We start from the raw sequence: 20,953 nt of genomic DNA, 5'->3' as shown, positions 1-20,953 counted from the left end.
TTTGGGTGATCCCGGAAGCTGATTAACCAACAACGTTGGAGATTACTTCGATATTACCTTGAGTTGCTTTAGCATAAGGACAAACCTTATGAGCTTCCGCAACGACTTCTTCTGCCACGCTGGTTTCTACGCCCTTTACAGTGATATCCATTTTAATGGCCAGCACATAGCCATCGTTCGCATCCTTGCCAAGCGTAACTTGTGAAGCAATATTTATACCGTCTGTTTTAATGTTCTTTTTCCTAAGGACAGTGCCCATCGCTCCCTGGAAACATGCGGCAAACCCTGCTGCGAACAGCTGCTCCGGATTGGTTCCAGCTCCGTCCCCGCCTAATTCCTTTGGATATCTCAAGTCTACATTCAGATTGTTATCGTCAGAAACCGCTTTCCCATCTCTTCCGCCTTGAACATTTACAGTAGCCGTGTATAATTTCTTTTCTATTTTCATCATTTTTAAAACTCCCCTTTTTATAATGGATTTTAGCTTCAATATTTCCACGTGTAGCTTTTGCATTAAGGGTAAACTTTATGAGCTTCTATTTTGCAATGTTAACTTTGACATTTTATTCTATCCGAAAGGTTAATGCTTTTTACTTACTAGAAGGTAAGTTTATTTTTAAAAAAAGTCTCAGCTTAAAGACCATCATGTTTAAAAAATGGAAAAATTATTATGGCTTTAACAGTTGAAGATATTACTTTTCGTCGGTTGCGACATTCCCCATTGCAATCGAAATTCTATTCCAGCTGTTGATTTGATTGATAATTAGAACAAGATCAATATATTGCTTCTCATCATAATGTTCCCGCACTCGCTGGTAAAGCTCATCCGGCACACGTTTCGCCGGAATTAAAGTTATATGCTCTGTTAATTCAAGAGCTGCTTTTTCTGCTTCGGTGTAAAATGTACACTCTTTCCATGCACTAATGCAATATAAACGCTGTTCCGTTTCTCCCATTTTTCTCGCATCAGCTGTATGCATGTTAATGCAATAGGCACAGCCATTAATTTGAGAAGCGCGAATTTTTATCAGCTCACGAAGTTTACGGTCTAAACCTGTTGTTTTCGTATACTTCTCCATTTCCATCATTATTTTCATTGCCTCTGGTGCTAAATTGTAATAATCAATTCGTTGTTCCATATCAATTCCTCCTTAAAAGCTGATTCAACCGCATTTTGAAATTTGAATTGTGGATAGCATCAATCAGCGATTGATATTGTCTATAATAAAGGGTAGACTTTATTATGTCAAACCTCTTTTCATGTTAATTTGTGCCAATTGATCATGTTTGACAAAGGAATAGAAAATTCTTAAGATAAATTAATCTCATTTATGAAGAGGTGTTAGTAATGCAGTATAGTATTGGAGTTGAATACGCACTTCACTGCCTCGTATATTTAATTGATAATAAAGAGGATTCCTCCATTGGAATAAAGGAACTTTCCACTTTCCAAGGGATTTCCGAAACGTATCTGTCAAAGATATTCAGTAAATTATCAAAGAGCGGGATTGTTACCTCAGTTCCTGGAGTTAAGGGTGGTTATAAACTCGCTAAATCGCCAGAAGAAATATCTTTTTGGGATGTAATTGAAGCAGTTGAAGGTCCCAAGCCAATTTTTCAATGTAAAAACATTAAAGATAATGGTTATTTGTATAGAGAAAATATCTGCTCTTCAGGTACCTCCTCCTGTACCATCAATTTAGTTATGCTCTCAGCCGAAGAAAAAATGCGTGATTTCCTGCGCAGTAAAACACTTTCATGGTTAAATGAAGAGCTAGACCGTGTCTTGCCAAATCAAACGCGTGAAGAAACCCGGAAATATTTTACCAAGAGCAGCCTGTAGTACCAGCCTCTCCTTGATTTTGATGGAGAGCTTTTTTGGGAGAAAACGTTCTTTTGAGCCGCTCCTCAAATACATGCCTTTTCATTGAAAAAAAAAATACTGAGCTAAAATAACCCCGTCCATATATATGACGGGGTTAAATAATTCATCAATTTAGACCTTTAATTAATCGATTAAAGTGATTTTCCCAATCCTATCACACTCCAGTGCAAACCAGATGGTCTTCCCATCGCAGCTTGAAATCCCATGCGGTTCAGCATTTGGAGTTTCAATCGGAAATTCCTCAATCATTCCATTGGCTGCAATTCTTCCAATCTTATTTGCTCCCCACTCTGTGAACCATAAGTCGTTCCCTTCCCCTGCTGTGATGGCATGCGGCCTGGCGTTCGGGGTTGGAATTTCAAATTCTGTGATATCTCCAGATGTAGTAATACGTCCAATTTTATTGCCGATAATCTCCACAAACCAGAGAGCACCGTCGTTTCCTTTCGTAATTCCAACAGGCCCGGAAGCAGGTGTAGGAATTGTAAACTCTGTCACTTCTCCATTTTCGGTAATTCTTCCGATGGCATTATTTTGGTTTTCTGTGAACCATAGAGCATCATCAGATCCCTGTGTTATAAAGGCCGGGTACGAACCTTGAGCCGGAAGATTGTATTCAATGATAGAACCATCATTCTTAATCCGCCCAATACGGTTTCCATTCATTTCGGTAAACCAGATATCTCCGCTCGGCCCTTCTGTAATCCCATAGGGTGCTGAATCTGGATGGGGCAAGGGATATTCTTGAATAGTGCCTTCTTTCGTTATTCTCCCAATGCTGTTTGCTGCATTCTCGGTAAACCAGACCTCTCCTTTTGACGACACCATTACACACATGACCTTTGCATCCGGTGTCGGAAGCGGATACTCTTTCATTTCCCCATTCAATCCGATGCAGCTTATCTTATTGGCTTTATGCTGCGTAAACCAGACTTCTCCCTTTTCTGAAACAGCGATTCCATATGGGCCTGTATTTGTACGGGCAAGTTTTATCTCCTGTAATTTAAATTCCATCCTTCTACCTCCGAACCACTAAAATTCCCCCAAAACAAAAGCCTCCTATCTCGACTTTCCGAGACAGGAGGCAGTGCGGCACAACCATAGACTTAAATAGGCTTTTCGAAATAAAGCCGTTCTTCAAGTCAAAAAGCACACACATTCAATCCTGTCTCAGAAAAATCATCGATAAATAAAGCCCATTCCCACACGGTGTGGAACTTGAACGGGAGGCTGTACTATCGGCTTTCACTAAGTGCAGGATTAAAGGATCATGTGCTTTTCTTCACCCTTTCAGCATTGAATAATCTCACTGTATGACATTTACTGGAGGATGTCAAATGGTGCTTGGCTAATAGAGTTTAAGTATACAGAATAGTAAGAAATATACCAGCACTCTTCTTTTGATAAACCATTTTAATATATAATAGAGTGTTGGATATTACAGAAAGGTTGAGACAACATGAAAAAGGTTTTTGCAAATTACAAGCTAACCATCTTCCTGCTCCTTTCCATTCTCATCGGCGGAGTTGCCGGAGTGGTTTTTGGCCCGAAGACTGCGGTTGTGAAGCCATTTGGGGATTTATTCTTGAATTTATTATTTATGATCATTGTGCCGCTCGTCTTTTTTAGCATCGCTTCAAGCCTTGCGAATATGGGCGGAATGAAAAGACTTGGGAAGATTATGGCCGGGATTTTCACCGTGTTTTTTATTACGGCTGTCATTTCCGCGATCCTGGGCTTCATCGGGATTTCCATTGTGGATCCGCTGAAGAATACAGATGTCTCTGCAATTAAGAGCATTATGACGGAAGCTTCTATCGATCCAGAAGAGGAAGAAATCACATTCCTGGGCCAGCTGGTTCAGGCCTTCACGGTTCCTGATTTCCAGATGCTGTTCTCAAAGAGCAACATGCTGCAGCTGATTGTGTTCTCGATTTTATTCGGACTGGCAACAGCGATGTCAGGTGAAAAAGGCAAACCGATTGCCAATCTCCTTTCATCCTGTTCAGCCGTGATGATGAAGTTTGTTGGATTTGTCATGTACTATGCGCCAATCGGTCTTGGCTGTTATTTCGCGACAATCATTGGTGAGCTTGGCCCGCAGATTCTTGGCGGATATGTCCGTGTGTTTGTACTTTATCTGGTATTGACTCTTATTTACTTCTTTATTTTCTTTACGCTGTATGCCTTTGCGGCTGGCGGTAAAGATGGCGTCAAGGTGTTCTGGAAAAATGCGATCACTCCTTCTGTCAGTGCGATTGCCACATGCTCGAGTGCAGCATGTATCCCAATTAATCTGGCCGCTGTCCGAAAAATGGGTGTTCCCCAGGACATTGCGGAGACGATGATCCCGCTTGGCGCGAACACGCATAAAGATGGTTCTGTTATTGGCGGAGTATTTAAGATCGTCTTCCTGTTCAGCTTGTTTGGAAAAGACATGTCGAGCATGACAAGCATCCTTACTATCCTTGTTATTTCGTTTCTGGTTGGAGCCGTGATGGGTGCCATTCCTGGCGGCGGGATGATAGGCGAAATGCTGATCCTGAGTGTATTCGGCTTCCCTCCTGAGGTGCTGCCGGTTATCGCTGTTATATCTACGGTCATTGATGCACCGGCTACCCTCCTGAATTCAGCCGGCAACACGGTTTCGGCCATGATGGTCAGCCGGATTGTTGAGGGGAAGAACTGGCTGAAGGAATCATTAGCTTTAAAATAAGACCGTGTGTAAAGAGCTGGATTTGACTTTGTCATTCCAGCTCTTTTTCCATTCAGACAATTTATTCTTCGATTAGCTTTTCTATTAATTCAATAACCTTTCCATCCTCGCCTGGTTCAATGGACACTTGCTTTGTATTTTCAATTATATCACTGTAAAATTTTTCTCCTGCTGGGTATTGGCCATCCCATCGCAAAGGAACATTGTAAACATTAATTGTCCCGTCCCCATTTCCACTATAAGTAACGGAACCATCTGCAAGGCGGGAACCTGCTAACTGGATTACATATTCCGGATAGCCTGCACTTGTCTCATCTTCCGGATTAAGTGGTGTACCGGCAGGAATGTGCCTAATATACAATTCATCGAGATCCTGATTCGGTCCAAGCTGCAGCCAAACTCTTGCGTATTCGATTTGCTGACTGGAATACTGGGATAATGTTTTGTTGTCTTCTTTATCCCCTGCACTATTTTCCGAAGCCGTACTATCTGGTTCACTATGAGCAGATCCTTCTGTTGAAGAGTCTTTTCCATCATTAGCCTCTGACTCACCTGCTGTCTCTTCAGCAGCAGATTCTAACGATGAATTGTTTTTCAAATCGTCATCATTGACCCCATCATTTGTTTTGTCTCCGCATCCCGCGAGCATTCCTGCCATCATTATTGCAATAGCATAAAAATGAATCTTTGTTGGCTTTTTCATTCGTTATTTTATTCCTTTCATAAAATATTTTAAATTAAGTTAATTTGCCCGCCTTTAATTTTAACAAAGTTATCCAAAGATTTTCATAAAAAATCCCAGATTGACACAGATTTCTAGTATTCTTGCAAAATCAGGCTTCACCACAAAAATAAAGTCCGATTCATAAGGGAACCAGACTTCAACTGTTTCTTATTGTTGGTATTATTCCTGGTTATAACCTTTATGGCCAAATGGCTGCAGCTCCTCCAGCCACTTTTCCTCCAGCTTCCCCAGGGCTTCCTTCTCGTTAAAATACGGATCATCCTTCTTCTTCAGCTTCTCCAGAATACTGATTTCAAAAGCCTCTTTCCCGAACTGATTCCATTCCTCCTGCAGCCCCCGATTAGGCATATAGCCGTTTGTTTCGAGTGAAAATCTGACTCCGTTCAGGCTTTTTAAATTATTTGTGCTGCCAATGAAGATTTTATTGTTCACTGTATTTTTAATTTGATAAACCCCAGCTTCAATGGGCGTTTCTTTAAACTGCTGCTTTAATTCTCTTTTTCGTTCCATGTTAATCCCCCGTTTTTCTATTTTTTAAGCCAATACTCGCTGCCATCGGGCTTTCTGTCCAGGAATCCATAATCGATCAAATACCTTCTGATCAACGCATAATCCTCATAAATGGCCTTTAGTGTGTCGTTTAACTCTTTCTCGCCGTATTTGTGTTCGGCCTTCAGCCCACCGGCAATCTCCCGCAGCACAATCAGCCTTTGCTTCTCTCTAGGCGGAAACTTCGCAAGGGGTTTATCGGCACCCTCGGGAAAGTATTTCTTTAGGATTTTCTCCTGTTCCCCCTTTGTAATGTTGTAGCGGTCATCCACCATCGTGGCTGTTTTATGGACAGGCAGGAACGCTGGTGCGTGCTCATCCTTTTCCTTCAGCAATTCCATAATCGCCAGGAAGGTCTTCGCCTGACGTTCCTTTTCTTTTAAGGCAAAACGGTGATGGCGAATGGTCGAGGTACTCCCCATGTCCAGCTCCTTCTGAATATCCTTATCGCTTTTCCCCTGATAAAAAAGCTGCAGAAGACTTTTCTGATGATCCGTAAGCCCTGTCAGCTTCTTATCCATCGAAAGCAAATAGTCAAAAACCGAGATATGCTCCGTTTCAATATGAATGCGCATATACCGTTCCGCTTCGAAAAATCGATCTTTATATGGGTAGACAATCCCTTTTTCCGTCTTTTCCCCGCATAACAGGCAAGTGTATGTCTCTTTTTCTTCCATGTAACCCTGCTTAAGCTCCTCTAAAGAAGCGTCCCAGAATTGATTTGAATATTCCATCGGTTAAACCCACCCTAATATTTCTAAACAAAATCAAAATTTGTTTGTTTTATAATAAACATATTAAACCAACGTTTGATATTAGTCAATATTTCTTAAACGAATTTTATCTTTGTTTTCTTATTTCTAAACAAAATAGGCAGCTGTTTATCTACTAAAAAAATAAAGACCTTCAATGGAAGAAGGTCTTTCCCAGATTAGTATTCCGGCTGTACAAGAGAATTTTATTTATTTTCAAAATCCCTATAGTGAATGATCTCAGATAGAATTTTGCATCCTTTTGCTTTCTTTAGCTCCGTTCTTGCTTCTTCCCTGTTGTCATACTCAAACATTTGGATCCGGTCCTTTAAAAATAGTGTTAAAATCCACATATCGAATTCCTCCCTGGATAATTAGATTCCTTAAAGAAGGGCACGAGCCGCAGCGGCATGAGTGCATGCAGAGGAAAAGGACTTTAATAGCTTTTTTACTATGGTTTTCATTTTAAAAATAGATTAAAAGCGACCGTAATCAGCCAGCCAAGAGCAAAAGTAAGGGAAATATATGTACCGACATAAAGCAAAACCTCCGTCATGATTCCTCCCCCAATGATTTTGTTTTTTTTTTAGATAGGTTTATACTCGCTGCTAAGGTCTTATCTGTATTCATCTCCCTTCCTTTTAAAATAATGTCATTATATCAAGTGATTATATAAAAAATGTCGAACAATTGGAGCTTTACCGATTTGTAAATAGAGTGTTAACTTTCTTTAATAAAGGACATGTTTGTTTTATAAATGCAAAACAGGAAATGATGTTCCCACAGAAAAAAGCCTATCTCCATTGAATGTGGGGTTCCGTTTTGAGGTGCTTATCTAAAAACATGCTCCTAAATGACAGTCCTTTTGACATCAAGTGGCATATAAAAAGGCAAAACTCGCCCGAAAACTGGCGAGTTTTCTTTGTTATGAAATCCGTCCCTTCTTAAACTAAAGCACGCATTCGTTTAAGTACAATTCTTCACAAATTTCCCCCTTAAATGCTTATTTTCACATAAGGCACTTCTTTGGTACGATAATAAAATAGCGTTAAACCTGTAAGGCTTAACGCTATTACTAATCATTCATTTCATTACTATATTAAATCCATGCTTTTCCATGTTCGCGTATGAATTCAAGTTCTTTTTGATAATGTTCATAATGTCCTTCATCAATCATTTTTTGAAACGCCATATCTCCTTCTTTAGCTTTCCTTTGCATGGTTTTACATAAGGCTTCAACTCGTAGCAATACAATCTCTAAATATCCATTTTCCAGGCTCTCAACACCATAGGATTCAAAAAACAATTTAACCCTTTGCATTATGCGGTCTGCATCCCTTAATGGGTAATAATAAACCGCATTACCTGTTTCAGAATGATATAGTCTACTTAAAGGTACACAAGTATACAGGGTATAAGCTATATCCCAAATTCTTGGTCCAGGAGCTGCAAGGTCAAAGTCAATAATCCCTACTGGCTTTTCATGATTAAAAATAATGTTATATATGGCAAAGTCATTGTGACATAACACCTCAAATTGATGAGGGGTGTTATCGATTGGTTGCCAACTTTCATTAATCGGGAAATCACTTACTGCATCATGATAGAGACGTAGTATTTTAGCTATCTCCTTTAAAACATCATTAGACCACATATATTTTTTTAGTGGATAATTACCAGCTTCACCTTCAATAAATGATAATATTTCTCTATTTCTTTCATCAACACCTAAAAACTTAGGTGCGTAGTTGAAACCTTTGCTCTCCAAATGTAATAATACCTTATGAATATTTGGACTATGTTCTTTAAAGTCTCGTCGAACAGTATCTCCGGAACGGTATACGTTTGTAACATTCCCACCTGATAGAATTTCCTCGTTTTGGTACTGACTTTTCATTAAAATTCCCCCAATATAGGGATACTATGTTTGTGTCGATAGAGATGTATTTTTACCCATAAAAAAAGCAGATACACAAAGATACCTGCTTGGTAATGGGAATCTAATTGTCCACACCATGTATCCCTTGAATGATTTTAAGATAGACAAATAATCGCGTCCTTTGAATTAAAGGATCGCAATTGTCTATATCTAATTAAATAATCATTTCAAGGTATTCCACATATGGAGTATAGATTCCCCTTCCTTATACATCTCTATTTAATAGTACTATATAAAAGTTGAACAATAAAGATGAAATTCCATTTTTTTCTATTAAATGTCCTTCCCCGTTTGTCAAAAACAAAAAGCCACCTGGTTTGGAGAATGGATCATATAACGCAGCAGTTTTCCTAATAACTCTTCACATATTAAATAAGCTTAAATAATGAGTTGAATTTGGATAAATATTCTGCTTTGAAAATCCAAAGGAAGTATAAAATTTATCCCCTTGCTCTGTATCTGTATGAAGTACTAAAACCTTATAAAAGTTTTTTGCATCGTAAATTATCTGACTTAACAAAAATCTTCCAAGGCCATTCCTTCGATTATATTTAGAAACATAGAACCTTCTCAACCGTCCAACGTTTTCATCTTTTGAAAATGGATTTATATTTATTCCTCCAATAGCAATTAGTACACCTTCTTTGTTAAACAAACCATATAAAGATTCCCCAGGATTATTAAATTTATTAGTGCCCTTTTCATAATCATTAACTAATCTTTCAAGAAACCGAAAACCTTCTTCTTTGCTTTCCTTGACTAAATGGGTTAAATCAATATGAAACAGACTTTTTAATTGCATCACTTTAAAACCTTCCATATCTTCCTCCGAAACAAGCTTTATTTGATTAAGATATTTCTCGTAATATATTAAAAATCCTTCTTCAGCAAAACTGCACCGTTAGTTGAAGAAGATATATTGCCTGCAGGCCAAGCGGCATTGTAATTGACAGGTCTTTTGCACTGCATTTTAATGGTACAATTGTTTTTTGTACAATATAATATCTATCGCAAATGTCAAAGCCGATGGAAGAGGCTAAAAACCTTAATAAACAAGAAAAAAGACGTGTGCCATTCACACGTCATTCTTTATGCCACTATTCAATAAAGCAACCAAAAATGGAACCCTTTACTCCATTGAAATACATTCCGATACTCTCTGCCATTTATCTGCAGCTGCCATCGGAATACTGATGGCCAATACAAACATCCCATGTAAACAGCCCTTTACAATTTCAATTGTTTTCAATATAGAAATCATGGCCGGCATATCGCTTCTAATTCCATACAGCTTTTTTTGCAAGAGCAGCAAGCTCGAGCCTTTCAAGTGTTTGACAGTATGCATGCCGAATCTCCCCATTCATCATATCGTCTAACTCCAAAAAATACTCCACTACATGATCATTTTCAAACCAATCCCCTGGTTCTGCTTCAGGCTGGTTCACATTTTTCCAGGCGCTTTCAAGGCTGGGGCTATAAATTCTCCGTCCGCCCGGCCGAATCTGGCACGACTTTAATTGGAATTGATATTGCTCTCCCGGAAGACCTTCATGAATATCATTAAAGATATGCGGCCAATAGTCTTTTCTTGAACCGGTGTGGGGATGTGTGTTTGCCCATTGTTCAGTCAGGGTTAGCACTTCTTTGTCCTTAAAAAGGACATGGTACAGATTTTTCCCTAAAAGGATTCGCTCGTGCAGCGATTCAAACTGATTCACAGTCAGACCCTTCAATTGTATAGTTCCATTCTTCTCAAAAGGAAAAAGGATGTGATTCAAGGACAGAAGTTCCTGCAGCTTAAATTCAAGCTTATGAAACACCTCATGTTTGTAAAAAGAGTTTTGAAGTACCCTTTTTTCAATATAATTTTGTTCATTTATAATAAAAGCAGTTGTCAGAATATAAGAATCCATCCTTCTCCAAAAACAGCTCCAGACCGTTTCCATGAAGAAGGATATACCAAGGTGAGGAAACAGGTGAAATAATGGCCGGTTCCTTTTCACGCTTTCCCTGTAAATTAATAATTGCGGATAGGCATCCTGAAAAATGAGCCAGTTCCCTCTCTCCAGAAAAGAAAAGAAAGAGTGTCTTTCACGATCCGATAATAAACGGGACAGGATTTCCCCTTTTAAATCAGTCATATTCCAGCCGCCATTCCGGGAAACCATGTGCGCTAAAAATGCCCAATGGACTTCCGGATGCTGCCGGTAGAAATCCAGATAGGCTTTTGTCCGGGTAACATTATTTAGGTTCCATTCTGCTGTCTCCCTTTTAACCTGAACCAGAATCCCCTTTTCTTCATTTGAAAGCTTAACCTGCTTTTGATCTCTTTTCTTTAATTCTTCTTTTAACCAGCTCATTGGGTGTTTCTTTTGAAAAAAGATAAGCATCCCTCCTCCATGAATTCTCTCTCTGTGAAATGAATATGTATTTATAGGAGCAATTTAACCGGAGAGGAATGTGTATAACATGACTAAAACCGTTGCTGGCATGAAGCGTCTCATTGCCGCATTAAATAGAGACCAATCTCCTGATGGTTCATGGAATTATCCTTTTGAAACCGGCATTTCAACAGACGCTTATATGATCATTTTATTAAGGACATTGGAGATGCATGATGAAAAATTAATTCAGGGACTGGCTGCAAGGATCTTAAGCAAACAGGAAGAAAATGGCGCCTGGAAGCTTTTTGAGGATGAACCGGATGGAAATGCAAATGCCACACTGGAGGCTTATTATGGACTTCTGTATTCGGGCTATATAGAGAAGGAAGACTCCAGGATGAAAGCTGCGAGAAAATTTATACTGGAGCATGGCGGATTAGAGAGTGCAAATGTTATTACCAAAATTATGCTGGCATCTACAGGACAATATCAATGGCCTGAATCCTTTCCGATTCCCGTTGAGATTATGCTTCTGCCCCTGTCCTTCCCTTTCAATTTTTATCAGTTTTCAGTGTATGGGCGTGTGAATCTCGCGCCGATTCTGATTCTTTCAGAGAAAAAATTCAGCCTTAAAACAAAAAACAGCCCTGACCTTTCAGGCTTACTAACAACAAGAGCCCGGTGGGAGATTCAGCCCGAATACCGTTCTTTATTTTCATTCCTCAAAGAAGGTGTTGAAGAGCTTTTGGGTCTGCCGGAACAGCTCCACTCATTGGCAATGGACCGGGCGAAGAATTATATGCTTGAGCGGATTGAGCCGGAAGGGACTTTCTATAGTTATTTCAGCTCAACCTTTTTAATGGTTTTGGCGCTCCTGTCCCTTGGTTATTCCAAGGATGAGCCCGTAATAAAAAATGCGGTTGAGGGACTGAAATCGCTCCGGAAAGATATAGACGGCCTCCCTCATATACAATACGCAAACGCCAGTATATGGAATACATCTCTCATAAACACAGCCCTCCAATTAGCGGGTGTTTCTTCGAATGACCCTGCAGTAAGGAAAGCAAACACCTATTTGCTGAAGCGTCAGCATGTAAAGTTTGGGGACTGGGCGATCCATAATCCCCATGGGAAACCGGGCGGATGGGGATTCTCTGATATCAACACCCTCAACCCGGATGTCGATGACACCACCGCTTCATTGCGAGCGATCGCCAGGAGTATCGAGGACAGTTCAGAATATCAGGATGCATGGGATCGCGGCATTCAGTGGCTGGTCTCCATGCAGAATGACGATGGCGGCTGGCCTTCCTTTGAAAGAAATACCGAAAATTCATGGCTTGCCTTTCTTCCGATTGAAAAGGGTGAATATATATTTGGAGACCCCACCTCAGCCGACCTGACCGGTAGAACACTGGAGTTTCTGGGGAACTATACGAATCTCCCAGCTACTGACACTTTAATGAAGAACGGGGTTAACTGGCTGTTGGGTAACCAGGAAAAAGCCGGCTCCTGGTATGGCAGATGGGGCATTTGCTATATTTACGGGACATGGGCCGCAGTAACAGGGCTTGTTGCGGCAGGCCATTCCAACCATTCTTCTGTCAGGAAGGCATGTGACTGGCTGAAGAAAATACAAAACGAGGATGGAGGCTGGGGAGAATCCTGCCTGAGCGACAGTCAAAAATCTTATGTTCCCTTGAACGCAAGTACCCTTACAGACACGGCATGGGCGGTTGATGCTTTAATTGCAGCGGAAGACCAGCCAAATGAACAGATCCAAAAAGGAATTCAATACTTGCTGAACTCAATTGATAAAGAGGATTGGACGACTGTCTATCCAAAAGGGCAGGCCCTGGCCGGAAGCTTTTATATTCATTATCATAGCTACCGTTATATCTTTCCGCTTATAGCTTTGGCTCATTATCGCGGGAAGTTCGGGGAATGAATAAAAGGCAAAAAAGGCGCCGGCTTAATAACAGCTGGGGCCTTTTTAAAAGGTAGTTTTATTGATAGATAGTTTTAGAAAGCAGCTTAGTTTAACGATCATTTCTTCTCTTCTTCCTGTTCTTGGGAGTTAATCAACTCTATTAACGACGATATTACTTCTCCACTCCTCATTATGGTCGCTAATCGCCCAACCATTCCTTAACTTCCAACATATGCATCTGCTAATCTAGCTAATTAAATTCCCCTGCAGCCATGGACGTGCCCGGTAGAATCCAATCGGGATTTGGATGAGGCTAGTTTTTCCCTGTGATTCGATTTGGTAGATTTCATCACTCATCTTCGCATCAAACCCGAGAAGCGGATGTCCGCCCATTCCAAGCGCTGTCGCTGCTATTAGTAATCGCTGCATTAGCATCCCGGCTTCCATTTGCTGAATGCGATAGCCTCTATAGTTCAATTCTGTTTTATGGTAAGCTCTATCCCCTGCTATATGAAAGCAGAGAGGGACTTGAAACAGATTCACATTGCCTGCAGGCATGCCGGATTGAAGCGCAAGCCGATGGTCTCCGGGATTGATCTCCCTTAGGGAATGAGCATCGCTGTCGTAATAATAGGCACCATCCAGAATCCCCTCGACATTATTCAAACACACATATAGAGTTACACATGAGGCTCGCTTTTCAAGTGCCATGTCTAAATCGTTGCGATACAGGCAGGAGTCAGTCGCCTCCTGAAGCAGGGCAGCAAGCTGCTCCTGGCTCACTTTTCCTAAAGTGAAATCGATGTCCGGTGAAAAACGCTCCCGGCAGACCGACGCCAAATCATACGCTATCCTGTTTACATGAGGAAGAGGCACAGGCCGGCCCTCACAGTGGGTCTCTTGAGGAATGATTTGACGAAACGAATTAGTGGATTCCTGCATGGACGCTTTATTAACGCTGGTTAACATCGGAAATTCTTTTACTTTGTTAGATCTGACCCAGTTATTAGTCTGAATCGTGGTTATTTCCTCGCACAAATCGGAGGCAGAAGCCATTCCGTCCCTGCTGCTTCTGTTGGAGGCCCAACTGGTTGTTTCCACAGAGAGAGGGATAACAGCATATACGCTCTCCTCCTCTTCAGACAGTCCAAGGAGATGGTTGAAGGCACGATCAAGAAATTGGAAGTAAACTCCCGCTGCAAAACCAAACCTCTTTGTAACCTCCAATAACTGTCCAATTACTCCCCCTGCATCCAAGCCCTGCAGTCGATAAGCAAAGTTGTTGTATTTATAGTAATTTTTCCAGAACATGGTCGTCACGAATACAGTCCCAAAACAAGTTGACACATCACACCGGCTGCCAAGAGCACGGGCTATATACGAATCGAAATTACCCTTTCGCAGCAGCACCAGGCGGTGGTGCAGCACATCATAGTGGTAGATCCCTTCCGGCAAATCATCTATTTTCAAAAACATGTATAGTTCGTTAGGATACAGCGCTCCGCCAGAAGGCACAGACCGCCGAAACGATTGCATAAAATCTCCTTGCTCATCCGAACCCATTGGAGAGACAGACTGGGAAAATTGATTCAGGCCAAATGTGTACCAGAGATAATCCCCAATTCTCCTAAGGTCAGGCTTTGCCGGTGCCTCCCATTCTTCAAGAGAAAGGGGAACCTCCAGTGACAGTGGGAAAACTGGCAAGCCCCGGTAAAGCTTATAGGCAAGCGGAGCATCTTCCCAATCCACTTCCCAATCAGGCGGGGTGATTTTATCAATATCAAAATGCAAATTATGCAGAAATGTGTCTGGATTCATCTTTTTCACCTCCCAGCAAGGGCTTATGGAAATGGATGGGGATGTGGATTCAGCTGTTCAACTGTAAGCAGCTCCTTTGCATATCCGAGTTTCATGGGAACCTCCAGCACTCTTCTAAGCCCTGTTACACGTGTCAGGTGGTGTCCAAATGTCATAGGCAGCATCCCCGGAATCAGCACCTTGACACAATGCAATCCACTCCTCTGTATCTCCGGTGTCGTCTGATCCACCACTATGACATCAAGATTTTGCAGGTGCAACGCTTTAAGAAGGTCCTGCAGATCATCTGTCAGGTCTGCATGTCTTCTTCCCCGCTTGAACTCCTCGGAAAACGTTCGGAGCGGACGGTTTTCATCCAGTAAAAACGCCAGCCGCTCCTCCGCTTCCGGCAAACCGTAAAGCATCCCATGGTCATCCATTTTCCTGACGAGGGAAGAATCCTGCAGCATTTGCCGTAATTTCGTCTTGTTCGCTTCAAAATCATCGTCCATTGTCCCCATCATTCCAGCTAACTCATGAACTGCGCTTTTTACCGCCCGGATCGGATCAGGATGGGCTCCAGCCGCACAAATGAGATTCAGCCCTTTTTTCTTCCTGTTCTTCGCCATCGCCCAAACACTTGGTATCCCGTGCTCCATTGTCGCGTTATACAGATGCAGATCATATCCCGCCACTATCCTCACCCGATCAATCATCAGCTGCAATTCCTCGTCATTAGCGGAATAAGGGTCAAGACGCGGAAGGGCCAGCTGTCCGTACCAGGCCATCAGGAATGAATCACGCTCCACCACCTCTAAAATACCGTAGAAAATCGCTTCTTCCAGGCTGCCGCCAAGTGCGCATCCGTTGGACGTTTCATAGACAAATCCATTCCCGCAGCCCAGGCTGTAATAAGCAAGCAGTTCAGGAACCAGAATCGGGCGCTCCTGCAAGAACGAATAACCCCATACCCAATTCATCGGGATATCAGGATTAAATTTATTAAAAGGAAAGTTCGGCTGTGTATACTGTTCTTCTGCATGCACACCTGCTTTTAGAGGATTAAGAGCCCGGTCTTCCAGGTTGCGGTAACTGTCATAGACTGCTGTCCTCTTTCCACGGGGCGATATGCCGCAGGAACGCTCAAGCCCCTCCAGAATGGCTGTCAGCTCGCTCACCTGATAGGAATGAGTGCGGCCTGCCACTCCTTCGTCCCCTCCAAACAATGGCAGGTTTACGACTACATCCGCAAAAGGGGGTGTGAAATCATACATTTTCCCATTCAATAAACCAGTCCGCTGATCCAGATAATTTCTGACGAGCGTTTGATTTAAATCCTCCAATGATCGGCAGCGGTAACTATCTGCACTAACTTTCAAGCTTGGGTTAAGGGTTATTCTTGCAGCTGCCTGTGAATCTTCAGGGAGGGAGCTGCACACAGGGCATAATGAATCCGGCAAAATGAGGTGGCGAGAGGTTTTCAATGTTTTCAGACTGACGAGATACATACGTCCTTCCAGGTCCGCCAGGCTGCCCTCCAGGCACCTTTGTATTTCGGCCACAAGCAGGTGGGACACCTGTAAAAGCCCAGTACGTGACACCCAGGCGTCACTTTCTAATCCGCTGTTCCCTTCGAACTTCTGCTGCAATTTCCACATCTCTTCACGGTCACGCCCTGCCAGGAGTTTCCGCGTGTCCGCACATTGTGAGCATCCCGGTGCAGACGGGTGGACCATTGGTCCGATCACACCTTCTCCAAATGATACAAAACCCCGCAGCCAGGGAATACCTGATGATCGGGATACCTCTTCCGCCTTTTTATGGACTGGAGGCATCCAGGTATCGTGCAGCACCAGAAACAAATTTGTTCCATCCGGCAGTTCAGGCTCGAAATTCTTTTGACGGACTACCTTATATTCGGCAGGCAGTTCTTTGCATACGCTGTCCGCCAGCAGTCCCTCTCCGACAACTACCACGACAGCACTCACTGTAATTCCTCCTCTCGTATGAACACCCCAAACACACCTGCCAGACTCTCTTTCAAAAATGGCTCGAATGAAAATTCACATACTAAGAGCTGCTTGTTGTTCTCTTCCAGAACCTGTCTGGCAGACTGCAGCAGCCAGGATTGTTCCTTCTCATTACAAGGAGGTATGACCAAACGCTGAGGGGCCTTTTCCTCCAGAAGCACAGATGATGCCTTCACTGCAGTTGCTTTATGTCTCCCTCTTTGGTTTTGCGCCTGTGCAATTGCATGCTGCAGCGCTTTCCTCAGAGCTAATGTCCTATTAAAGCCAACACTTCCAAACCAGCGATCGGCCGTGCCAACCCAGACCACAGGGAATCCGGACACTCCTTCACCCTGGCAGATTTTTGGTGCTCCCTTCATCGTTGTCAATGCGTCTAAATAGAACCTGCACCGTTCATCTTCAACAGCTATCAATTCCAGAGGAGCAACTGCTGTCTGTACTGCCTGACGCTTAGCCAGTTTCTCTTCCAAACACTTATCCAGCCCTCGTAATAACGCTTCTGCAAATGTTTCCCCTGCTCCAATTCCATATAAATCTAAATTCGGAGACAGTTCAAGCCGGCCAGCCATCCGCGACACATACGCTTCAATCCCGGTCAAACCTGCTTCCCGGCGAGCCTCGTCATGCCTCAATTCTGTACAGATAATAGCTGGCAGGAGCTCGGCCGGGCCCTTTGACAGCGGATCTGCTGCCTGCACTTCACACTGAGCCAGCGGAAGCTGCTTTAAATCCCCTTCCTCCCATGTATGAAAAATTCCAGACTCTTTGGAAGTCAATTGGCTGAAAAAAAGAAACAAACTGTCAGACTTATTTTTTTTGGAATTCTGCCCGATTCTCTGATCAACATCTTGAATCCATTCCACAGCTGTATTTCCGGTTAGGTTTGGATGGGGCAGAAAGGAATGCCAATTTCCTTCAAGCGTCTCCAGATTAAGGAGGAAAAACTGATTTCTCTGTTCAGCACTGGTCAATCCAGTAACCTCTTTAAACAGCTCAAACACAATCAAATTAGCGAGCATGGCTCCTGCCGTGGAAGAGGCGGCATGCAATTGCTTGTCTTTGCAAAAAACGGATTGATGTACGCGGTGCCAGGCAGTCTCCCAGCATCCTTCTGATTCCGGATGCACGAGAGGACCTGCCATACCAGCCTGTTTATAGATAATGGCAGGAAGAAATATCTTCTTCTCCTTTCGGCAAGCGGCGTGTATAACTTGCAGTTCCTCCACATTCCCCGCTTCCGAGATATATAAAATTGAATCATATGGCTGGATCAATTCCTCCCAGGAATAACCTTCATCACTCGGTCGTGTTACCTCCTCTGCAGAAACTTCAGGGTCTGTTTGCCGGGCATGTGCGATAATCTCCTTCAGCCTCTTTGTGTTAGTCGATTCAGGGTCCGTAATGACCATATGAACCTTAGGCAATCCGGACTCAATCAGCGCAGAAACCAGCGAAACAAAAAAAGGGCCTGAACCTGCTGCCAGCACTTTTGCCTGTCGGTATGCCTCGAAATGATATGCACCCGAATCACCGAAGCTTTCCAAAAATTCGATCTGAGATGAATACTTTTTAAGAACATGCTCTTCCAATTGATGTGGATGATCCCCGCTAACATCCCGCACAAAGCCGTTACGGTACAGCACTTCCGCAATCTCAAACACACGATCCCTATGCGGGCCCGGCAAGCCGCACGTCAATTCCCCCAGCGAATATTCACCATTAAACATCGGCATCAGCTTTTGAACCCACTGATCAATCATACTGCCTTCCATGCGGAAGGAGCTTACATTATTCCGAAAATACACACCTTTGGCTGGATCAGGGATAAAAAACGTGTCCCTTTTCACCTTCAGACGCACAGAAGGGGTCAAATTTTTCATTTCGCTCCTCCTTACCCGTAAACTATGCCTTTTATGAAACATACTTCCTCTCTCATTCTATGTATTGGGATTTGTCTCATATGTCTGACCCTCAAATGAAAAGCCCCTGCATACTGAGGGGCTTCCCTTTTCTCATATTGATAAGCCTAGTGTCCGCCGCAACGGCCTCCACAACGGCCTCCGCAGCGTCCGCCACAGCGGCCTCCGCATCTAAAACAGTTAGAGCAGCGGAAACAATTAAAACAGCTAAAGCAATTAAAACAATTGAAGCAATTAAAGAAAAAGCAGCTAAAGCCAAAGCCAATACCAAAACCAGCGCATAACCGGGACTGATCACTATAGACCTGGTTTTGATCCCAAGGGACCGCCTCGTTCGCATGGAAATCACCAACATTCAGCATTTGCAGTTCGTTTTGGAAATCATTCATGTTCATACCTCCATATTTATTTATAAGATGTGCAAGCAGCATCAAGGGTCATAATGAAGAACATCCAAAATCAATTATGAATCTGTCAGTTCTTCGGATACTCTCTTCACAAAATATGTGTCCGGATGGGGGATTGTTACTGAATCATACACCCATATTCACTGGGTTTATGTATTTAAGCGAAAAAAGCTGTACCTTCTAATAGCCGGCAGTCCGCAGGAAAAGATGTATTATTGTATGCTGTCAGGGAATTTACCTCCCTTCCCTGGCCATACTAAATAAGTAATGGCATTTTCACTGGAGGGCAGAAACTTGAATAACACCTGGCTATCACTCATACCATTTCTAATCGTAATCGGAATGTCCATCTGGCTGAAGAACATTCTGCCGGGTTTGGTGGCGGGCATCCTTGTTGGCTCCATTATCGTTTCAGCAGACCTGCTTTCTGGCACGGAACAGTCGGTCGCATATATTGTTACCACGCTTTCAGATGAAACGAATATCAAGATAGTTGGATTTTTATATCTGTTCGGCGGGCTTGTTGGGATGATGAATATTGCGGGCGGCATAAAGGGATTTTCCGAATGGGCCGGCAGAAGAATCCGCTCTGAACGGGGCCTTCTTGTGTTCATCTGGATCACTCTCCCGTTCACCTTCATGATGCCAATGTTTCGGATTATGATGATCGGGCCCATTATCAAATCTCTGATTAAAAAAATGAATCTCTCCAAACAGAAAGTCGGCATGACTCTCGATATTTCAACCGAATCAGTGATTGTGCTGCTTCCTGTTGCGACAGCTTTTGTGGGCTTCATGGTATCCCTTGTTGAAGGCGGCATCAGCGGGCTCGATCTGGACATGTCCGCATATGAGATTTTTTTATTAAGTATTCTGTTTAATTTTTACGCGATCATTATGCTGCTGATCGGTATTGTGCAGACATTTTGGCGGCGAAAAAAGACGGGAGAGCAGAACGGGGAACATCACACCGATTTAGAAGAACAAGAGCATGAATTCCACCGGATGGGAATTAAAAAGGAATTATCGCTTGTAAAAGCCCAGCCATGGCATTTGATTTTCCCGGTGGTTTTATTGCTTGCTTTTTCTCTGTTCCTGTTATGGCAGGATGGCATGGCACAGGGGGCAAATACACTATTCGAGGCCTTTTCCATGGCCGATGCAACATTTGTGATGCTGCTGGCTGTTTTTATCACCCTCGTCTTAACCTTTATTTTCTACATAATCAGACGGGAGAAAATGAACGAAATTCTTTATCATTTTTACGATGGAGGCAATCAGATGATGGAGGCGATCAGCCTGCTCATCCTGATTTGGGCGCTCACCCTGGCAGCGGAGGATCTTGGTTTTTCCGACTTTATCGGGAGCTCACTCGGAAGCTTTCTGCCAGCCTTTTTGACACCGGCGGCCATCTTTGTGCTAGGATCAGTGGTCGGCTACTTTATTGGGAGCTCATGGGGAACATGGGGTCTGTTCATGCCGCTCGGAATTACCCTCGCGGTTTCAACCGGCGCCTCCATTCCGCTTACCGTTGGAGCCGTGTTTGCAAGCGGGGCATTCGGAGCGCTGACCTCACCGCTTGGCGATACGACCATTACCACTGCTTCGATTTTAGATATGGACCTCGTGGACTATGCGCGATATAAATTGAAGGTTTCAGCCATTGGGGCTGTGATTGCTGCCGCACTATTTATTGCATCAGGGTTTCTGATTTCATAGACAGTCTGTTCAGGGCTCACTTGGAATCCGTGAAAATGAGTTTGAATAGGGAGCAACTTTGAACACAAAAAGCTGCAAACCCTGATTCTTAGTCCGAACCCGAGCCATCTTCGGACACAAAAGGCTGCAAACCCTGATTCTTAGTCCGAACCCTAGGCTACTTCGGACTCAAAAAGGTGGA

The 20,953-nt window shown here is 43.0% G+C and carries 19 protein-coding genes; 4 read left to right on the top strand and 15 right to left on the bottom strand.

Going from position 1 to position 20,953, the window contains the following annotated elements; all coding sequences use genetic code 11:
* Window positions 1–22: 22 nt before the first annotated feature.
* On the bottom strand, window positions 23–451 hold the full coding sequence (locus AC3WTL_RS02265) for an organic hydroperoxide resistance protein (RefSeq protein ID WP_319003776.1): 429 nt from the start codon (window positions 449–451) through the stop codon (window positions 23–25).
* Between the two features lie 241 nt (window positions 452–692).
* A complete protein-coding gene (locus AC3WTL_RS02260) occupies window positions 693–1,139 on the bottom strand; it encodes a carboxymuconolactone decarboxylase family protein (protein ID WP_282172161.1) in 447 nt (148 codons plus the stop codon).
* Between the two features lie 209 nt (window positions 1,140–1,348).
* On the opposite strand from AC3WTL_RS02260, the gene AC3WTL_RS02255 reads away from it, so the two are divergent.
* Window positions 1,349–1,843 (top strand): Rrf2 family transcriptional regulator, encoded by a 495-nt coding sequence (locus tag AC3WTL_RS02255; RefSeq protein WP_197216383.1) that lies wholly within the window; start codon window positions 1,349–1,351, stop codon window positions 1,841–1,843.
* 165 nt (window positions 1,844–2,008) lie between these two features.
* Here AC3WTL_RS02255 and AC3WTL_RS02250 read toward each other — a convergent pair whose 3' ends face one another.
* The gene (locus tag AC3WTL_RS02250) at window positions 2,009–2,899 is read right to left on the bottom strand and encodes a Vgb family protein (RefSeq protein ID WP_492368900.1); all 891 of its coding nucleotides are present in this window, start codon (window positions 2,897–2,899) and stop codon (window positions 2,009–2,011) included.
* Window positions 2,900–3,344: 445 nt separating this feature from the next.
* Here AC3WTL_RS02250 and AC3WTL_RS02245 point away from each other — a divergent pair, with 445 nt between their 5' ends.
* Window positions 3,345–4,601: a dicarboxylate/amino acid:cation symporter gene (locus AC3WTL_RS02245; RefSeq protein WP_492368899.1), complete on the top strand. Its 1,257-nt coding sequence runs from the start codon at window positions 3,345–3,347 to the stop codon at window positions 4,599–4,601.
* Between the two features lie 61 nt (window positions 4,602–4,662).
* On the opposite strand, the gene AC3WTL_RS02240 is transcribed toward AC3WTL_RS02245, so the two are convergent.
* The 8 genes from AC3WTL_RS02240 to AC3WTL_RS02205 form a co-directional block, all read right to left on the bottom strand.
* Window positions 4,663–5,304: a YdeJ family lipoprotein gene (locus AC3WTL_RS02240; protein ID WP_492368898.1), complete on the bottom strand. Its 642-nt coding sequence runs from the start codon at window positions 5,302–5,304 to the stop codon at window positions 4,663–4,665.
* A gap of 201 nt (window positions 5,305–5,505) precedes the next feature.
* Entirely contained in the window at window positions 5,506–5,856 is a 351-nt protein-coding gene (locus tag AC3WTL_RS02235; protein ID WP_492368897.1) for a GIY-YIG nuclease family protein, read from the bottom strand.
* A gap of 17 nt (window positions 5,857–5,873) precedes the next feature.
* Entirely contained in the window at window positions 5,874–6,629 is a 756-nt protein-coding gene (locus AC3WTL_RS02230; RefSeq protein WP_492368896.1) for a DUF2087 domain-containing protein, read from the bottom strand.
* Between the two features lie 224 nt (window positions 6,630–6,853).
* On the bottom strand, window positions 6,854–7,000 hold the full coding sequence (locus tag AC3WTL_RS02225) for a hypothetical protein (protein ID WP_492368895.1): 147 nt from the start codon (window positions 6,998–7,000) through the stop codon (window positions 6,854–6,856).
* A 746-nt stretch (window positions 7,001–7,746) separates the two neighbouring features.
* A complete protein-coding gene (locus AC3WTL_RS02220) occupies window positions 7,747–8,544 on the bottom strand; it encodes a phosphotransferase (protein WP_492368894.1) in 798 nt (265 codons plus the stop codon).
* Between the two features lie 403 nt (window positions 8,545–8,947).
* On the bottom strand, window positions 8,948–9,406 hold the full coding sequence (locus AC3WTL_RS02215; protein WP_492368893.1) for a GNAT family N-acetyltransferase: 459 nt from the start codon (window positions 9,404–9,406) through the stop codon (window positions 8,948–8,950).
* Window positions 9,407–9,715: 309 nt separating this feature from the next.
* Window positions 9,716–9,889: a hypothetical protein gene (locus tag AC3WTL_RS02210; protein WP_492368892.1), complete on the bottom strand. Its 174-nt coding sequence runs from the start codon at window positions 9,887–9,889 to the stop codon at window positions 9,716–9,718.
* A complete protein-coding gene (locus AC3WTL_RS02205) occupies window positions 9,864–10,976 on the bottom strand; it encodes a DUF2515 family protein (RefSeq protein WP_492368891.1) in 1,113 nt (370 codons plus the stop codon). Before AC3WTL_RS02205 ends, AC3WTL_RS02210 begins: the two co-directional genes overlap by 26 nt.
* A gap of 79 nt (window positions 10,977–11,055) precedes the next feature.
* On the opposite strand from AC3WTL_RS02205, the gene shc reads away from it, so the two are divergent.
* Window positions 11,056–12,918, top strand: a complete 1,863-nt coding sequence (gene shc, locus AC3WTL_RS02200; RefSeq protein ID WP_492368890.1) for a squalene--hopene cyclase — start codon at window positions 11,056–11,058, stop codon at window positions 12,916–12,918.
* A gap of 228 nt (window positions 12,919–13,146) precedes the next feature.
* Here the strand turns inward: shc and AC3WTL_RS02195 are convergent, their stop codons facing one another.
* The 4 genes from AC3WTL_RS02195 to AC3WTL_RS02180 all read right to left on the bottom strand — a co-directional run bounded on the left by AC3WTL_RS02195 (window position 13,147) and on the right by AC3WTL_RS02180 (window position 19,008).
* Window positions 13,147–14,718, bottom strand: a complete 1,572-nt coding sequence (locus AC3WTL_RS02195) for a SagB family peptide dehydrogenase (protein WP_492368889.1) — start codon at window positions 14,716–14,718, stop codon at window positions 13,147–13,149.
* A gap of 23 nt (window positions 14,719–14,741) precedes the next feature.
* The gene (locus AC3WTL_RS02190) at window positions 14,742–16,685 is read right to left on the bottom strand and encodes a TOMM precursor leader peptide-binding protein (RefSeq protein ID WP_492368888.1); all 1,944 of its coding nucleotides are present in this window, start codon (window positions 16,683–16,685) and stop codon (window positions 14,742–14,744) included.
* Window positions 16,682–18,607 (bottom strand): putative thiazole-containing bacteriocin maturation protein, encoded by a 1,926-nt coding sequence (locus AC3WTL_RS02185; RefSeq protein ID WP_492368887.1) that lies wholly within the window; start codon window positions 18,605–18,607, stop codon window positions 16,682–16,684. Before AC3WTL_RS02185 ends, AC3WTL_RS02190 begins: the two co-directional genes overlap by 4 nt.
* Window positions 18,608–18,753: 146 nt before the next feature.
* The gene (locus AC3WTL_RS02180) at window positions 18,754–19,008 is read right to left on the bottom strand and encodes a heterocycloanthracin/sonorensin family bacteriocin (RefSeq protein ID WP_248348190.1); all 255 of its coding nucleotides are present in this window, start codon (window positions 19,006–19,008) and stop codon (window positions 18,754–18,756) included.
* 339 nt (window positions 19,009–19,347) lie between these two features.
* On the opposite strand from AC3WTL_RS02180, the gene AC3WTL_RS02175 reads away from it, so the two are divergent.
* On the top strand, window positions 19,348–20,772 hold the full coding sequence (locus AC3WTL_RS02175; RefSeq protein ID WP_492368886.1) for a Na+/H+ antiporter NhaC family protein: 1,425 nt from the start codon (window positions 19,348–19,350) through the stop codon (window positions 20,770–20,772).
* Window positions 20,773–20,953: the final 181 nt, after the last annotated feature.

It is taken from the genome of Cytobacillus sp. EB106-05-05-XG126 (genome assembly GCF_058791715.1).
The sequence above is the reverse complement of the archived record's forward strand: the minus strand, read 5'-3'. Positions and strand labels throughout refer to the sequence as shown.

What these genes read in the sequence shown, in the direction of transcription:
- AC3WTL_RS02265 (WP_319003776.1), bottom strand. Translation starts at nt 451, where the DNA reads ATGATGAAAATAGAAAAGAAATTATACACGGCTACTGTAAATGTTCAA.
- AC3WTL_RS02260 (WP_282172161.1), bottom strand. Translation starts at nt 1,139, where the DNA reads ATGGAACAACGAATTGATTATTACAATTTAGCACCAGAGGCAATGAAA.
- AC3WTL_RS02255 (WP_197216383.1), top strand. Translation starts at nt 1,349, where the DNA reads ATGCAGTATAGTATTGGAGTTGAATACGCACTTCACTGCCTCGTATAT.
- AC3WTL_RS02250 (WP_492368900.1), bottom strand. Translation starts at nt 2,899, where the DNA reads ATGGAATTTAAATTACAGGAGATAAAACTTGCCCGTACAAATACAGGC.
- AC3WTL_RS02245 (WP_492368899.1), top strand. Translation starts at nt 3,345, where the DNA reads ATGAAAAAGGTTTTTGCAAATTACAAGCTAACCATCTTCCTGCTCCTT.
- AC3WTL_RS02240 (WP_492368898.1), bottom strand. Translation starts at nt 5,304, where the DNA reads ATGAAAAAGCCAACAAAGATTCATTTTTATGCTATTGCAATAATGATG.
- AC3WTL_RS02235 (WP_492368897.1), bottom strand. Translation starts at nt 5,856, where the DNA reads ATGGAACGAAAAAGAGAATTAAAGCAGCAGTTTAAAGAAACGCCCATT.
- AC3WTL_RS02230 (WP_492368896.1), bottom strand. Translation starts at nt 6,629, where the DNA reads ATGGAATATTCAAATCAATTCTGGGACGCTTCTTTAGAGGAGCTTAAG.
- AC3WTL_RS02225 (WP_492368895.1), bottom strand. Translation starts at nt 7,000, where the DNA reads ATGTGGATTTTAACACTATTTTTAAAGGACCGGATCCAAATGTTTGAG.
- AC3WTL_RS02220 (WP_492368894.1), bottom strand. Translation starts at nt 8,544, where the DNA reads ATGAAAAGTCAGTACCAAAACGAGGAAATTCTATCAGGTGGGAATGTT.
- AC3WTL_RS02215 (WP_492368893.1), bottom strand. Translation starts at nt 9,406, where the DNA reads ATGGAAGGTTTTAAAGTGATGCAATTAAAAAGTCTGTTTCATATTGAT.
- AC3WTL_RS02205 (WP_492368891.1), bottom strand. Translation starts at nt 10,976, where the DNA reads ATGCTTATCTTTTTTCAAAAGAAACACCCAATGAGCTGGTTAAAAGAA.
- shc (WP_492368890.1), top strand. Translation starts at nt 11,056, where the DNA reads ATGACTAAAACCGTTGCTGGCATGAAGCGTCTCATTGCCGCATTAAAT.
- AC3WTL_RS02195 (WP_492368889.1), bottom strand. Translation starts at nt 14,718, where the DNA reads ATGAATCCAGACACATTTCTGCATAATTTGCATTTTGATATTGATAAA.
- AC3WTL_RS02185 (WP_492368887.1), bottom strand. Translation starts at nt 18,607, where the DNA reads ATGAAAAATTTGACCCCTTCTGTGCGTCTGAAGGTGAAAAGGGACACG.
- AC3WTL_RS02180 (WP_248348190.1), bottom strand. Translation starts at nt 19,008, where the DNA reads ATGCTGAATGTTGGTGATTTCCATGCGAACGAGGCGGTCCCTTGGGAT.